General features: G+C 64.8%; 11 protein-coding genes. 3 read left to right on the forward strand and 8 right to left on the reverse strand.

Annotated elements, in window-relative coordinates:
- Together GRI89_RS09545 and virB11 are read left to right on the forward strand one after the other, a co-directional pair.
- On the forward strand, positions 1–638 hold a 638-nt coding region (locus GRI89_RS09545; protein WP_201290904.1), incomplete at its 5' end, for a TrbI/VirB10 family protein.
- Between the two features lie 8 nt (positions 639–646).
- Positions 647–1,642 (forward strand): P-type DNA transfer ATPase VirB11, encoded by a 996-nt coding sequence (gene virB11 / locus GRI89_RS09550; protein WP_159794560.1) that lies wholly within the window; start codon positions 647–649, stop codon positions 1,640–1,642.
- A gap of 18 nt (positions 1,643–1,660) precedes the next feature.
- On the opposite strand, the gene GRI89_RS09555 is transcribed toward virB11, so the two are convergent.
- From GRI89_RS09555 to GRI89_RS09585, 7 genes are all read right to left on the reverse strand, one after another.
- Positions 1,661–1,927, reverse strand: a complete 267-nt coding sequence (locus tag GRI89_RS09555; protein ID WP_159794562.1) for a hypothetical protein — start codon at positions 1,925–1,927, stop codon at positions 1,661–1,663.
- A 75-nt stretch (positions 1,928–2,002) separates the two neighbouring features.
- Positions 2,003–3,532, reverse strand: a complete 1,530-nt coding sequence (locus tag GRI89_RS09560) for a Ppx/GppA family phosphatase (RefSeq protein ID WP_328598189.1) — start codon at positions 3,530–3,532, stop codon at positions 2,003–2,005.
- Positions 3,529–5,691: an RNA degradosome polyphosphate kinase gene (locus GRI89_RS09565; protein ID WP_201290905.1), complete on the reverse strand. Its 2,163-nt coding sequence runs from the start codon at positions 5,689–5,691 to the stop codon at positions 3,529–3,531. The genes GRI89_RS09560 and GRI89_RS09565 overlap by 4 nt, the downstream gene beginning before the upstream one ends.
- A gap of 62 nt (positions 5,692–5,753) precedes the next feature.
- Positions 5,754–7,439 (reverse strand): bifunctional metallophosphatase/5'-nucleotidase, encoded by a 1,686-nt coding sequence (locus tag GRI89_RS09570; RefSeq protein WP_159794566.1) that lies wholly within the window; start codon positions 7,437–7,439, stop codon positions 5,754–5,756.
- Between the two features lie 92 nt (positions 7,440–7,531).
- Positions 7,532–10,969, reverse strand: coding sequence for a TonB-dependent receptor (locus GRI89_RS09575; RefSeq protein ID WP_159794568.1), 3,438 nt, complete (start codon positions 10,967–10,969; stop codon positions 7,532–7,534).
- Positions 10,970–11,239: 270 nt separating this feature from the next.
- A complete protein-coding gene (locus tag GRI89_RS09580; RefSeq protein ID WP_159794570.1) occupies positions 11,240–12,163 on the reverse strand; it encodes an isopenicillin N synthase family dioxygenase in 924 nt (307 codons plus the stop codon).
- Between the two features lie 11 nt (positions 12,164–12,174).
- Positions 12,175–13,491 (reverse strand): NupC/NupG family nucleoside CNT transporter, encoded by a 1,317-nt coding sequence (locus tag GRI89_RS09585; protein WP_159794572.1) that lies wholly within the window; start codon positions 13,489–13,491, stop codon positions 12,175–12,177.
- A gap of 117 nt (positions 13,492–13,608) precedes the next feature.
- Between GRI89_RS09585 and GRI89_RS09590 the strand changes: the two genes are divergently transcribed.
- Complete coding sequence (locus tag GRI89_RS09590) at positions 13,609–14,271, forward strand: queuosine precursor transporter (RefSeq protein ID WP_159794574.1); 663 nt, start codon at positions 13,609–13,611, stop codon at positions 14,269–14,271.
- Here GRI89_RS09590 and GRI89_RS09595 read toward each other — a convergent pair.
- The gene (locus tag GRI89_RS09595) at positions 14,261–15,283 is read right to left on the reverse strand and encodes an SMP-30/gluconolactonase/LRE family protein (protein ID WP_159794576.1); all 1,023 of its coding nucleotides are present in this window, start codon (positions 15,281–15,283) and stop codon (positions 14,261–14,263) included. The two genes, GRI89_RS09590 and GRI89_RS09595, sit on opposite strands and share 11 nt — an antisense overlap.
- Positions 15,284–15,285: the final 2 nt, after the last annotated feature.

The following is a 15,285-nucleotide window of genomic DNA, read 5'->3' on the forward strand; positions in this document are numbered from 1 at the left end:
CGGGCGTCGAAGGCGTCGCGGGCACCGGAAACAGCGCCAGCGATTTCGCCAGCAGGATCGGCGGCGTCGGTGGCGCTCCAGCTCAAGCGCGCAGCGACGTCGATCCCAAGACCACCGTCACCCAAGGCACCATGATCCCGGCGATCCTCGAGACCGCGATCAACACCGATGTGCCGGGTTATGTCCGCGCCGTCGTTAGCCAGGACGTCCGCAGCTTCGACGGCAGCCGCGTGCTGGTGCCGCGTTCGAGCCGCCTGATTGGACAGTACCAGTCGGGCCTGCAGGGCGGGCAGAAGCGCGCCTACGTCATCTGGACGCGCCTGATCCGGCCCGATGGCGTTTCGGTCAATCTTTCCTCGCCCGCCACCGGGTTCGACGGTTCGACCGGTCTTGAAGGCAAGGTCAACAGCCACTTCTTCAAGCGCTTCGGCTCTGCGATGCTCCTGTCGGTGATTGGAGGACTCAGTACGATCGCTACGGGCGGAGCAGGCTTGATTGTCGGCGGCAGTCAGAGTGCGGCTGCGGCAGCAGTTCAGCAAGGCAATGATATCGGCCCGACGGTGCGGGTGCGCCAGGGCGAACCGATCCGGGTGTTCACCGCGCGCGACCTCGACTTCAGCCGCGTTCCGCGCATCTGAGTCAGAAAATGGCGGCCGATATTCACAAGCTGGCGCCCGACGAGGGCGCGGTGGCGGGCAGCGCCTACCTCGAGGCCTATCTCGGGCCGTTCCGGCAATGGCTCGACCGGGAAGGCGTGACCGAGATTCTCGTCAACCGGCCCGGCGAGGTCTGGATCGAGGACAGCAGTGCGTCCGGGATGGAGCGCGTCGAAGCGCCCGAGATCGACGACATGCTGGTCCAGCGGCTCGCCGAACAGGTCGCCCGCACCAGCCACCAGGGCATCAACCGCGAGCATCCGCTGCTCGGCGCGACGCTGCCCGACGGCGCGCGCATCCAGTTCTGCGGTCCGCCCGCCACGCGCCGGCATTGGGCGATGGCGATCCGCCGTCACTGCCGGCTCGACCTGCCGCTCGACGCCTATGACACCGGCCCCCTCACCGCCAATCGCGAACCGACGATGCCGGACCCTGCGGCCGAGCCGGTCGCCTACCTCCGCGCCGCCATCGCCGCGCGCAAGACGATCCTGATTTCCGGTGGTACGAGCACCGGCAAGACGACCTTCCTCAACGCCATGCTAGGTGAAATTCCCGCGGGCGAGCGCGTGGTGCTGGTCGAGGATACTCCCGAACTGCGGCTACCCGGCGCCAACGGCGTCGGTCTTGTCGCGGTCAAGGGCGAGCTGGGCGAAGCCAAGGTCACTGCCAACGAACTGCTTCAGGCCGCCCTGCGCCTGCGCCCCGACCGCATCGTGCTGGGCGAACTGCGCGGCGCGGAAAGCGTCAGCTTCCTGCGCGCGATCAACACCGGCCACCCTGGCAGCTTCTCAACGATCCATGCCAACAGCCTGCGCGGCGCGCTCGAACAGCTGGCGCTGATGGTCATGCAGACCGGCATCGGCCTGACCCGCGAAGACACGATCGAGTACGCCGCTTCAGTGATCGACGTGATCGTCCAGCTCGAACGCAGCGACGGCAAGCGCGGCATCGCCGCGATCGGGCGGAGCAAGGACCTGCTGGCCTGACGCCCGGAGGAAGGGCGCTCAGCCCTTCTTCTTTTTCTTCTTGCCGGACTGGCCGGGGATCTTGGCGAGCTTGCCGCTGCGCGCGGTCTTGCCCTTTTTCGATGGCTTCTTCTTCGCCTTGGCGACGACGGCTTCGGCCAGCCGCATGACTTCCGCCACACGTGCGCGGATCGTTCGGTCGAGCACCGCCTGCGCCAACTGGCGATCGGTCATCGACGAGGTGTCGGGACGCACCGCGGCCTCCGCCGCAATGTCCGTCGCCATATCCCCCTGAGTTTCAGCCATTATGAGTTCCCCACCGTAAGACAGGGCCGCGTATCGCCCGGCGTTCCGGGCGAGGTAAAGATAATGCCGCACCCGTCACATGAGTGTCAAATTTGCTCTCTTCGGCAAGCGCCGGTCGACCCTGATCTCGGCGTCCATGCCTAGCCATCCGGCGAGATTCTTGAGCTCGGTCTCTACGGGTTCGCCGAGCAGTTCCGCCCCGGTGCTGTCGAGGTCGAGCACCACGGTCTTGCCTTCCACCGTCAGCGAACTGCTGGCAAGCGAAGTGCGTGATCCTCCGCCAAGACGGCGGCACAGGCGGATCGCGAGGCCCCAGCCGAGCGCCTCGTGAAGATCCTTCTCGTCTGCCAGTGCGAGCAGCTCGGACGGCAAGGCAGGCTTGTCGCAGGCCCCGACGAGCGCCGCAGCGATTCGTGCGCGGCCGGGCATGTCGAGCCCGATCCACCGCTTCTCCAGCGCCCAGTTGAGCGCATGGCTCATGCGGATGTTCGGCTCCAGCCTTGCCGCGGCCTGCGCCAGCAAGGTCGCCGCCAGCCGCAAGCGCTCGCTCTTCGCGCCATCGCCGTTGGCCACCGATGCGGTCCATCCCGCGATCATCGCCGCCTTCGAGATCGAGGCGCCGCGCGGCGCGGTGAAATACGCCATCCCGGCGAGCAGCGGATCCTGCCGCCGTGCCAGTTCGGGCAGGCGCTGATAGAGGATGCCTTCGCGCAGGCCCCATGAAGAAAACACCAGCTCGGTGGGGGCTAGTTCCGCCAACATGACCCGCAGCAGCGCCGCCGCATCGGGCAACGCCCCTGCGCGCAGGTTCGTGATCCCGCCCATTTCGCGCAGTGTCTCAGGGTCGGTGCGGACCAGTTTCTTGGCGATCTTGTCGGCTTCCTCGACCGGCAGTTGCAGCCAGTGCGGATCGCTGAGCGGATGGCCGGACGTGAGCATTGCGTACTTGGCGAAAGCGCGCCAGGTGCCGCCGACCATGTAGAGCGGACCGGGGTGCGCCGCCGCCCAGCCGGCATTGTCGAATGCGCGGTGCACGGTGCGCTTGAACGAGGCCGAGCCTTTCTTGCGCAGCGCGCCAAGGCGCAATGTTCCGATCGACAAGCTCTCGCCGTGGTGATCCTGGCCGTTCTCGACCGAAACGAGTTCGAGGCTTCCCCCGCCAAGGTCGGCGACGACTCCGTGCGCATCGGGAAACGCGGCGATGACGCCGGTGGCGGAGGCCCGCGCCTCTTCGTCGCCGCTCAGCAAGCGCGCATCGAGGCCGAGCTTGCGCACCCGTTCGAGGAATTCGCCGCCATTCTTAGCATCGCGCACGGCCGCCGTGGCAACGACGTCGACCTGCTGCACGCCGAGGTCGGTGATGAGCGCGTTGTAGCGGCGCAGGGCGGCGAGCGCGAGTTCGGCCGACTTGTCGGGGATCAGCCCGGTATCGCCGATATCGCGGCCCAGCTTGGCCACGACCTTTTCGTTTAGGAAGGAATTGGGCGCCCGCGGCGGGCCGGAGTAGATGACCAGTCGAACGGTGTTTGAACCGATGTCGACGACCGCTCGGTCGGGCTTCGCACCATCGAGCTCAAGCGTTCCGGACGGCCAATGCGAACTCACGACGCCGCCCCTCGCTTCAGCGTGAGCTTGGGCACGCTCGCGTCGTCGATCGCGGTTCCGCGACCGGACAGGCTGGGATTGTTCATGAAATAGGCATGCAGGTTGAAGCCCGGCTCCCCCGGTTCGGGTTCGATACGGCAATAACGCCCATCGGGCTGCAAGCGCCAGCTCAGTTCGTTGTCGAGCAGGTTGGCGAGCAACACCTGGTTGAGCACCTGGTCGTGCACCGTGCGGTTGCGCAACGGGACCAGCACCTCGACCCGCCGGTCGAGATTGCGCGACATCGCATCGGCTGAGGAGATGAACAGCTTGGCCCGCGCACTCGGCAGGCTGTAGCCGTTGGCAAAAGCCCAGATGCGGCTGTGCTCGAGGAAGCGGCCGATGATCGATTTGACCCTTATGTTTTCCGACAATCCGGGTACGCCGGGGCGCAGGCAGCAGTTCCCGCGGATGACGAGATCGATCTGAACCCCGGCGCGGCTGGCGGCGTATAGGCGGTCGATCACGCCCTTCTCCGTAATCGCGTTGAGCTTGGCCCAGATGGCCGCCGGACGCCCTTCCTGCGCGTTCTCGATCTCGCGGTCGATCAGCTCGTAGAGCCGCTCACGCAGGTCGATCGGCGAAATGGCGATCTGTTCGGTTCGCGGCGGCTCGACGTACCCGGTCACGAAATTGAACAGCCGGCCGGCATCGCGGCCGAAGCGCGGATCGGCGGTGAAGAAGCTGAGGTCGGTGTAAACCTTGGTCGTCACCGGGTGATAGTTGCCGGTGCCGAAATGGCAGTAGGTGCGATAGCCTTCGTCTTCGCGCCGTACGACCATCGACACCTTGGCGTGGGTCTTCCAGTCGACGAAGCCGTAGATCACCTGGATGCCGGCGCGTTCGAGCTGTCCCGCCCAGTGCAGGTTCTGCTCCTCGTCGAAACGCGCCTTGAGTTCGACCACTGCGGTGACCGATTTGCCTGCCTCGGCTGCCTCGATCAGCGCGTTGATGACCGGCGACTGGTTGCCCGCCCGGTAGAGGGTCTGCTTGATCGACACGACCGCCGGGTCGGCCGCGGCCTGGCGCAGGAAGTCGACCACCACCTCGAAGCTTTCGTAGGGGTGGTGGATGACGATGTCCTTCGCCCGGATGGCAGCGAAGCAGTCGCCGTCGTGCTCCATCACCCGCTCGGGATAGCGCGGCGTATAGGGCTTGAACTTGAGGTCGGGCCGGTCGAGCGCGTCGACGATTCCCGACAGGCCACCGATGCCCAGCATGCCCTCGGTCTTGGTGATCAGCGCCTCTTCGAGGCCGAGCTGCTCGCGCAGCAAGGCTTCGGCCGCACGGTCGAAATCGCCGTCGAGTTCGAGCAGGATGACCCGTCCGCGGCGGCGGCGCTGGATCGCGGTGCGGAAGTAGCGGACGAGGTCTTCGGCTTCTTCCTCGATCTCGATGTCGCTGTCGCGCAGCACCCGGAACACGCCGCTGCCCTCGACCTTGAAACCGGGGAACAGGAGATGGGCGTGGCGGCTGATGACGCTCTCGATCGGGATGAACGTCTGCTCTTCGCCCGGCACGCGGACGAAGCGTGGCATGCCAGACGGCACCAGCACCATCTCGACCAGCGAGGCGTCGTCGGCCTTGCGCGTCAACTTGAACAGCACGCCCATACCCATGTTGGCGACGAACGGGAACGGGTGCGCCGGATCGATCGCCTGCGGGGTGAGGACGCGGCTGATCTGGTCCTCGAAATACTTGCGCAGCTTGCGCTGGGCATCGGGCTTGAGCGAAGTGCCGTCGCTTATCTGCACACCTTCGTCGGCTAGGCTGCGGCGCAGGTCGGCAAGCGCGTCATGCTGGCCGGTCTCGAGATCGCGGACCCGGCGACGGATTTCGGCGAGCTGTTGCGACGGGGGCTTGCCGTCGATCGAGAAGGCCTCGATCCCGCGATAGACCTGGCCGACGAGGCCGGCGACGCGGATCATCAGGAACTCGTCGAGGTTGCTGCCGGAAATCGACAGGAAGCGGAGCCGTTCGAGCAGCGGATATTTCGGGTTGCAGGCTTCGGCGAGGACGCGATCGTTGAACGCCAGCCAGCTCAGTTCGCGATTGAAATAGCGATCGGCGGAGCGAGCGGCGGCTCCTCCGGATTGGTCGCGGCCCGTGGGATTGCTCATTTCCATCGCGTGACGAATTTGGGCTTCGCCGAGATATGTGACAAGTCGATTACAATACCCCCCTATGGGGTGAGGTTTTCGACCCTTGTATCATGCGGCGCGGCAACTCCTTCGGCAAGATAGGCTGCGAGGGCATCGAGATCGCTGACCCCGCCGGCGACAGGCTTGGCCTTGGCGAGAAAATCGAATCCGTCCCCGCCTCCTGCGATGAAATTGTTAGCCGCGACCCGATAGGTCGCCGCCGGATCGATCGGCTTGCCGTCGAGCGTCAGGCTGACGAGGCGCGATCCCGCCGTGCGGGAATAGTCAAAGGAATAGCGCAGGTTGGCGGACGGGATCAGCAAGGCCTTCTGCCGTTCGATGTCGCTCCGCGCCAATGCGGTTTCGAGGCCGGCAATCAAGGCTGACCCGCTAACCTCGAGTATCCCGAGCGTATTTCCGAACGGCTGAAGAGCAAAGATCTGGCCGAAGGTCACCGTGCCGTCGGGGGCCGGATCGAATGTCGTGCGAATGCCGCCGCGGTTCATCAGTGCAAATTGCGCACCGCCATCCGACTCGCCACGCGTCGCGGCGAACTGCGCGTCGGCGACGAGGTAGTCGATCGGCCGATAGAATGCATCGGGGTCCGAAGCGAGCGAACCGTCGATTGTGCCGACCACGCGCGCCGCCTCGCCAGCGCTGCTGGCGACGTAGCGCTGGACGATCGCCGCGACGTCGGCCTGCTCGCCGGCGGCACCGGTAACCGGGACATTGTGCGCGGCCATGGAAACGATAGTGTCGCTCACCGGATCGACCGTCAGTTCGATGTCGGTGACGAAGTAGCCGTACTTGCCCGCCGAGGTGACCAGCCGATTGCTGCCGTCGCTGGCGGGAATCTCGCAGGCATAGGCCTTGTGCGTATGGCCGGTGACGACCAGCCTGATCTTCGGATCGAGCCGGGCCAGCACTGGCAACAGCGCCCCGTCGAGATCGGGGCAGCCGGTCTCGTTGTAGATCGGCATCGGGTCCAGGCCCTGGTGGATCAGCAGGACTACGGCATCGACGCCCTGCGCCCGCATTCGCGCGGCCTCGGCGTTGGCGGTGTCGGCCTCGTCTGCGAAGCGATAACCGCGCGTCCCGCTCGGCGAGACGAGCAGGCTGGTGCCGGTAAGCGTCATCCCGATGAAGGCGATCGTCACTTTGCCGACCTGCCGCACGGTCGAGGCCGGGAACAGCGATTGCCCTGCATCGTCGAGCACGTTGCCGGCGAGATAGGTGAAGCGCGCGCCTTCGAACGGGCTGTCGAGCTGGCACGGCATGAGCCGCCCGAGCGGTTCGCCGCCGTTGCAGCCGCCCGATTGCATGCGCTTGAGCTCGATCGTGCCCTTGTCGAACTCATGGTTGCCGACCGATGCAACGGCCAGCCCCATGCGGTTGAGCGCCATGATCGTGGGCTCGTCGAGATAGAGTGCCGAGGACAGTTGGCTCGCCCCGATCAGGTCGCCGGCAGCCACGGTGATCGTCGCGGCATGGCCGGCACGCAGAGCCGCCAACTCTGCACCGAGACGCGCCGCTCCGCCCAGCGAATCCTTGGCCATCTCACCTGTGGCGCTGTGGTATTCCTCAGAACCGGGCGGAACTTCGAGGCTGCCGTGAAAGTCGTTGAGCGCGAGAATCTGGACACGTTCGGGCGTCGGTGCGGTGGGAACGGTCGCGCAGCCCGCCAGCGCGAGCGCAACGGCGAGCAGACCCGAAACCCTCACACCCATCGAACTCTCCCGCGAAATCAGATCAAAGGGGGGACGGCCGTGCCTTGCGGTACCGCCATCCCCCCGAAAACTACAGCATTCGCTACAGCGGACTAGAAGTCGTAGCTGATGCCGATCTTCATGCGCCACACCGAGCTGCTGAAATTGATGAAGTTGTCGTCGGCAATAGCCTGGGCACCGTTGAAGCCGGTGATGATGTAGCGGCCTTCGCTGTCGACACCCGAAGTCGAAGCAACATCCTGCAGACCGGAGAAGTCGCGACGGCGCTGGACGTTCCAGCGGTCGTCGATGATGTTCAGGAAGTTGTCGATCGTCCCGTACAACTTGATCTTGTCGTGACCGAATCCGAACAGGCTGGCGGGACCCGGGATCTCCTGTGAGAAATAGAGGTCCATGTCATAGTACCGATCGCCCTCGCAGGTGTTGCGCGGGATCGACGAACCAACATAATCGCGAGCGCACTTCTCGTCGGCTGCCCAGTCGGCGAAGTCGGCGACTGCCGTCATGTTCGACAAGGGCGAGACGTTCGGATCGTTGATGCCCGAGGGGATGTAGGCCAGCGCGTTGTCGCTTCCCGATGCCGAGTCGTTGAAGACGCCGCCCCCGCGGAAGGTCAGGCTGTAAGGCCGGCCGTGACGGACCACAAAGGTGATGCCGAGCTTGGTGTCGTTGTCCCCGAAGAACTGCTCGGTGAACGTCGTGTTCATCGTGAAGTTGATCTTCGACGAGTAGAAACCGCGCGATTCAGCCGGGTTCTGGCGATCAAAGGCCGCCGTTCGATCGTAGTTCGAGCCGGCCGTCGAGTTGTACATGTTCCGGCGGTCGTGCGCATCGGTGTAGGCATAGCCCACGCTGAAGAACACGTGGCCGCCCTGCGTGATGAGGCCGCCGTTGAAACTCTTCGACAGCATGAACGAAGCGATGTGGCTGTCGAAGCCCGGACCGTTGGTCAGCATCAATTCGTCGTCGCGGCTCGTGGCAAAGCACGCAGCAGTGACGTTCTCGAACACAGGCCCCGGATTCAAGCCGACCAGGGTTGCACCGCATCCCGCTGCCGTCGGATCGATCGCTGCATAAACCGGACGACCGTCGATCGAGTAGCCGTTGAGACCCTTGGTGATATTCGGGGTCTGCGACAAGTCCACGACCGTGAACGGGTTGCGATAGTGGCTATAGATATAGTCGAGATTGAGGTTCCAGCCACTCAGGAAGCCGCCGGTGGTCACGTCGACTGCAGTCGAGAAACCGAGATTGGCGCGCCAGACCGTCGGCATCCTGATGTCGGGGCTGATCGACTGGGCGTCGCCGAGGCCGGCCGCGGCACGGTCGATGCCGTCCTGCTGGATGCAGGTCGGAACGCCGGTGAAGTTGCCGCTGCCGTCGAGGACGCTGATCTGACCTGCAGGGCAGTTGCTGCTCTGGCTCGTGCCTGTAGCAAACCCGCGACCGTCGTTCTGGAAGGCATTGCCGAACCAGACCAGCGGGTCGCCGCCCGAGAACACGCCGAGGCCGCCGCGCAGCTGCGCCCGGCTGAACGCCGAGAAATCGTCGAAGTCGTAGGTGAAGCCGAAGCGCGGCATCCACACCGGATCGAGGTTGTCGAAGCCGGCGTCGTTGCCGAATCCATAGCGATCGACGAAGGTCTGGTTCAGGAGCGGGTGACCGCCCTTGTACCAGTCGACACGAAGGCCAAGCGTGGTCGAAAGGCGATCGCTCAGCTGCCAATCGTCCTGCGCGAAGAGCGAGAAGATCTCGCGCTTGAACGAGGCCGCGGCATCGTTGACGTCGCCGGTGTAGGAGAAGTTGCCGAAGGCACCCTCGACCGATCCGGTCGCGACGCCGAACGGCGTGTTGAACGTGTCGAAGTTGCCAGTGCCCGGCGAGAGCATGCCGGCCTGAAGGTCGGCCAGGTTGCGGAAGACCAGAGTACCGGTCGCGTTCTGGACGAACAGGTTGAACAGGTCGGCCTTGTTGTATTCGCCGCCGAACTTGAACTTGTGGTCACCGACTTCGTAGATAGCCGCGGCGCGCCACTGGTCGATGGTGGTCTGCAGGTCGTTGGCCGAGCGCGAGTAACCAGGACCGACTTCGACCGCGCCGTAGCTGCCCCCCCCATTGTCGATGCCGACGACGATGCGCGGGATAGGGTTTGCCGACTGCGCTTCACCACCACCGATCGGATCCTGCAGATCCTGCACCTCCGACCGCGAATAGCGAAGCTCTGTCGAGAAGTTGTCGGTCCACTGCGAGTATAGGCGGCCCGAATAGTAATTCGATTCGGTGCCGCTGGTGTAGAAGGTATTGAGACCGACGGCGGTACCGCCGAACGATCCCGTCACCGCCTGGTCGTCTTCCTTCGTCGTGCCTTCTTCGAGCCGCTGGTAGGTGACTTCGAGGCGGTGATTGTCGGTAATCTGCCAGTCGGCGCGCACGAAGTAGCGATCGTTCGTGAAGTCGCGGTTGTAGACCAGCGGTCCGCTGTCGATGCCATAGACGCTGCTCAGGACGCTGGTGATCGCGTCGAACTGCGCCTGGGTCACCTGGCTGATCGCGATCGGGAAGCCGGCGCCCGCGACGCCCGAGTCCTGCGACTGGCCCGCTTCCTGGTGCTCGTAGGCGCCGAAGATGAACAGGTGGTCCTTGATGATCGGGCCGTCGGCGTAGAAGCCCCAGCGCTTGTCGGACTTGATGGCCGCGACCGGGATGCCGTCGACCGTGTTGCCGCGCAGGCCGTCATCCGAATATTCGTAGAAGCCACCGAAGTGATAGTCGTTCGTACCCGATTTGGTGACGACGTTGATCGCGCAGCCCGTGAACTGGCCGTAATCGACGTCGAACGGGGCGAACTGGACCTGGGTCTCGCGCACCGCATCGTAGGGGATCGGCGTCGAACTGCGCGAGCTGAAGCCGGTGTCGTTAAGGCCGAAGACGTCGCCCTGGCTGATGCCGTCGACAGTGAAGGCGTTGCCGCGATCATTGCCGCCGAGGCATGAAATTCGGTCCTGTCCCGAACCGGTGTCGTCGCGGTCGAGGCTGACGCGCGGATCGATACGAATGACATCACGAACGTCGCGGTTGAAGCTCGGCGCCGTCTCGAGCACTTCGCCGGCAAAGCTGGTGCCGGGGCCGATCGCAAGCTGTGCCAGCTGGACGCGCGCGCTGGTCACGATGATCTCACCGCCGCCCAACGAGAGCGCGAATGTCAGGGTCGTATCACCCTGAAGCGACGTGGTGACGTCGTTGACGCTCTGGCCTTCGTAGCCGTCGGCATTGGCGCTGACGGTGTAGGGTCCGCCGGTAACCAGGTTGGTGGCGCTGAAGTCGCCGTTTGCGTTCGTCGTCAGCGTGCGTGCCGAACCGGTGCGAGTGTCGGTGACGACCACGGTCGCGCCCGGGATCGGATTGCCGCTTTCGTCGGCCACGGTGCCACTGACACCCGTGGTGATCTGCTGGGCCTGAGCGGCCTGAGGAAGAGCGATGGCGACCGAAAGCGACGCCAGACTGGCGGCGAGAAGATATTCTATTTTCATGACTTAAGTGCCCCTAAGCGACTGAACGAAACCAAGCAGAGTGCCAAAGCACGGCGAATGACGTGCCTTGCCAGGCCCTCTCCTTAACGCGCCCAATTTGACGGCTAGGTGACAGATTTGCCGTCGCTCATGGGACGGTCATAATCTGTCCTCACTCATGCATTTCTGCGCACTTTGCACCAGTCCGACCCGGCTGAAACCCGGCAGAAATATTGCGCTTCAGAGACAGTAAATAACCATTTTTGCCGCAGTGCGGCATTTCCGCAACGCTCAGGCGAGCCCTATTTCGCGAAGGCGCTGTTGCAGGAAGTCGTGGGCCGTGATCGGAGGTTGCGGCGAATCGCCTTCGCCCACGAAAGCCGGCAGCGGATCGATCAGGAAATCGGGCCGGAAGTGCAGGAAGAACGGCATCGAATAGCGCGAACGGCGTGCCGCCTCGCCGGCCGGGTTGACCACACGGTGGGTCGTGGAGCGCAGGTGCGAATTGGTGAGCCGGTCGAGCATGTCGCCGACGTTGACCACCAAAGCGCCTTCCGGAACGTCGACTGCAAGCCACTTGCCTTGCTTCGTCAGTAGTTCGAGCCCAGCCTCCTCGGCGCCGAGAAGCAGCGTGATGGTGTTGATGTCGCCGTGCGCTGCGGCGCGCACCGCACCCTCCGGCGCTCCTTCGGCCAGCGGCGGATAGTGCAGCAGCCGCATGACCGAATTGCCGTCCTTCACAATCGCCACGAAGTAATCCTCGGCCAGTCCGAGGTGCAGCGCGATCGCCCGCAGGATACGGTCGCCGGCCTTCTCGAAGGCGGCGTAGACCTCCTCCATGGTCTCCTTGAAGCCGGGCAGTTCGTTGGGCCAAACGTTGGGCGCCATCGTGCCAGCCAACTCGTGGCCCTCGGGCAGGCTGCGGCCAATGTGCCAGAATTCCTTGAGGTCGTGGACCTTGGCGTCCTTGGCTATTTCCTTGCCGAACGGGGTGTAGCCGCGCGCCCCGCCGCCGCCGGGAATGGCGTAGGCCATCTTGGCCTCGGTCGGCAGCTCGAACAGCGCCTTCTGCATCTCCTCGACCCGCTTGACGAGATCGTCCGGGATGCCGTGGTTGCGGATCACCGCGAAGCCGAATTCCGAAAACGAGCGGCCGAGTTCGTCGGCCAGTTCCTCGAGAGGCCTGGTGAGATCGACGACAGCGATGTTGTCCATGGTACGTGAACCTAGCTAGCGAGAAACAGTCCGGCGAGCGCGGCGCTCATCAGGTTGGCGAGCGATCCCGCGGCAAGCGCCCTCAGGCCCAGCCTGGCGATTATCGGCCGCTGGTTTGGGGCGAGGCCCCCGGTAACAGCCATCTGGATGGCGATGGAAGAAAAATTGGCGAATCCGCACAGCGCGAAGGTCACGACCGCCCGGCTGCGGTCGCTCAGCGCGCCCGTTTCGAGACCTCCGAGATCGATGAAGGCGACGAATTCGTTGAGCACGATCTTGGTGCCGAACAGTCCCCCGGCGACCTGCGCCTCACCCCACGGAATGCCGAGCAGGTACATGACCGGTGCGAACAGCACGCCGAGGATGCCCTGGAACGACAGTTCGGGGTAGCCGAACAGGCCCCCGGCCCAGCCGAGCAATCCGTTGGCGAGCGCCACCAGTGCGACAAAGGCCAGCACCATGGCGCCAACGGCAACCGCCAGCTTGACTCCGGTCTGCGCGCCTTGCGCGGCGGCCTCGATGATGTTGGCCGCTTGGTGGTCGCCTTCGAGCGACTCTGACGCAACCACTTCGTGCGGTTTCTCGCCTTCAGTGATGGCGGCGGGACCTTCGGCACTGACCCGACCCTTGGGAAGCGCGATTTCGTCGTCACTCTCCACCACGTTGGCCGGATCGGGCATGATGATTTTTGCCATCAGGATACCGCCCGGTGCAGACATCACTGCCGCCGCAAGCAGGAACGGCAGGTAGTCGCGGCCGAGCAGTCCGGCATAGGCGGCGAGGATCGTCCCGGCGACGCCGGCCATGCCGACCGCCATCAGCGTGAACAACTGCGAGGGCGCGAGTGCGGCAAGATAGGGCCGCACGACCAGCGGGCTTTCCGACTGGCCGACAAAGATGTTGGCTGCCGCGCTCAGCGATTCGACCCGGCTGATCCCGGTCACCCAGCCGATCCCCCCGCCGACCCAGCGCACGATGCGCTGCATGATCCCGAGATAGTAAAGGATCGAGACCAGCGAGGCGAAGAAGATGATCACCGGCAGGGCGCCGAGGGCAAAGCTGCTCGACAGCGGATTGTCGGCGCTGGCCCCGAACAGGAACTCGGTTCCGGTCGTCGCATAGCCGAGCAATGCAGATACGCCGTTGGACGCGCCCTGGATTCCGGCCTTGCCCCACGGCGTCCACAGCACGAGGAAGGCGATGATCGTCTGCAGCAGGAAGGCAGCGCCGACCACGCGAATGCGGATGCGCTTGCGATCGGTAGAGAGCAGGAAGGCGATGGCGAGAATGGCCACAATCCCGGCGAGATTGATGAGTTTCGGCGCCATGGTTTCCTTCGAGACGATCCCTTTGCCCGATCCTTGCCCTTCGCGGCCCGCAAAGGTCAAAGGCAAAGATGTGCACGGCGCACTTTTCTTATTGCGCGTGAAACAATAGCAGGGCGCATGGAACAGACCCCGCCCCCCGCCGCCGCGATTCCCGTGCCGCTGTTCGCGCTGGCGCTGCTTTACGGCGGCATGACCTGCATCGCCGGAGTGCTCGGGTCAAAGCAGGTGGCGCTCGGGCCGCTGGCGGTCGAGGCGGGAATCCTGCCTTTCCTGCTTCTGGTCGCGATTTCGAGTTCGGTGGCGAAGCTCTACGGCCGCGCCACGGCGGACCGGCTGGTGCGCTTCGGGTTCATCCCGCTTGTTACCGCCATCGCGCTGACCTGGCTGGTGATCCAGCTGCCGACCGATCCGGCGATGTACGAACCGGCCAAGGCGGCCTTCCCGATCGTCCTCGGACAGGGCGTGCGGCTGATGATCGCCGGGATCATCGCCTATGGCGTGTCGATGACCCTCAACGTGTTCATCTTCTCAAAGCTCGCCGCGATGGCCGGGCGACTGACGCTTGTCGCGGGCGCGGTAGCGGCGGTGATCAGCCAGGTGATCGACACGCTGATCTTCATCACCGTCTCGTTCTACGGCGAGCGCCCTATCGGCGCGCTGATCGCCGGCCAGGCGCTGGCGAAGGTCGTGCTGTCGCTCGTGCTGGTGCCGGCGCTGATCGCGCTGATCACCGCGCTGGCCCGGCGCGTTGAAGCGCCCAGCGCGAACGCTATTTCCTGACCCCCATCGCCTCGGTGTCGATCGCGTAGATCGTCGCCGCGATGTTGCGGATGCCCTGCGGCGTCTGCCAGTTCTCGCCGGTCGGAGTAACGGCACCAAGCGTCCCGGCGAAGAGCGTCTTGCCCGACGGCCCGCCGATCGCGACGGTAATGGAGCGCCGGGGAACCGGGATCGCGCCAAGCTGCTTGCCGGCCTTGTCGAACACCACGATCCCTTGTCCGGTGGTCACGTAGAGCCGCCCGTCGGTATCGACCGTCATCCCGTCACCGCCGAAGCTACCTTCGGGCTCACCGCCGATTATCGCGAAGGTGTGCTTGTTCGACACCGAGCCGTCGGCGGCGACGTCGAAGGCCATGATCTCGGTGCGGTTGGTGACGTAGAGCGTCTTGCCGTCCGGGCTGAGCACCACGCCGTTGGTGAAGATCCCGCCCTGCGCCGGGTTGCCGCCGGTCACGATGGTATCGACCGTGCCATCCGCCTTGGCATGGAACAGGCCGCCCTGCGTGTAATAGGCTCCGCCATGCCCGTCGGCCGCGAGGTCGTTGATGCGGCCTAGCGTGCTGCCGTCGGCAAACTTGTCGGCAACGGTCTTACGCTCGGGCGTGAGCTGGACGATCTTGGAGAGGATGGTGCAGTTCGCTCCCAGGCCGAGGCCCGGATCGGTGCATGAGCGATCGGCGGCAAAGGCATTGCCCGCACTATCCAGCGAAATCGACCCCGCACCGGCGACGAAGGGATATTCGACCCACCACTTGCCGTCGGGCCAGACCTTGATGATCGAATTGCTCTGCTCCTGCGCGAAGAGAAGCGAGCCGTCCTTTGCCGCGGCCATGCCGTCGACGATCATCGGGCCTTCCCAGAAAGTCTTCCACTGCGCTCCGGCGGCAACTACGCCGGGGATCGCGGTCACTGTGACCGGCACTGCCGGACCCGGCTGGCTCTGCGCGGCGGCAGGTGCTGCCAGCACCAGCGCCAGGCTGGCGAGACCGGTGGTCAGGAATTCCTTGCGCATCT

Source organism: Croceibacterium salegens, from assembly GCF_009827435.1.
Classification (GTDB): Bacteria; Pseudomonadota; Alphaproteobacteria; order Sphingomonadales; family Sphingomonadaceae; genus Croceibacterium_B; species Croceibacterium_B salegens.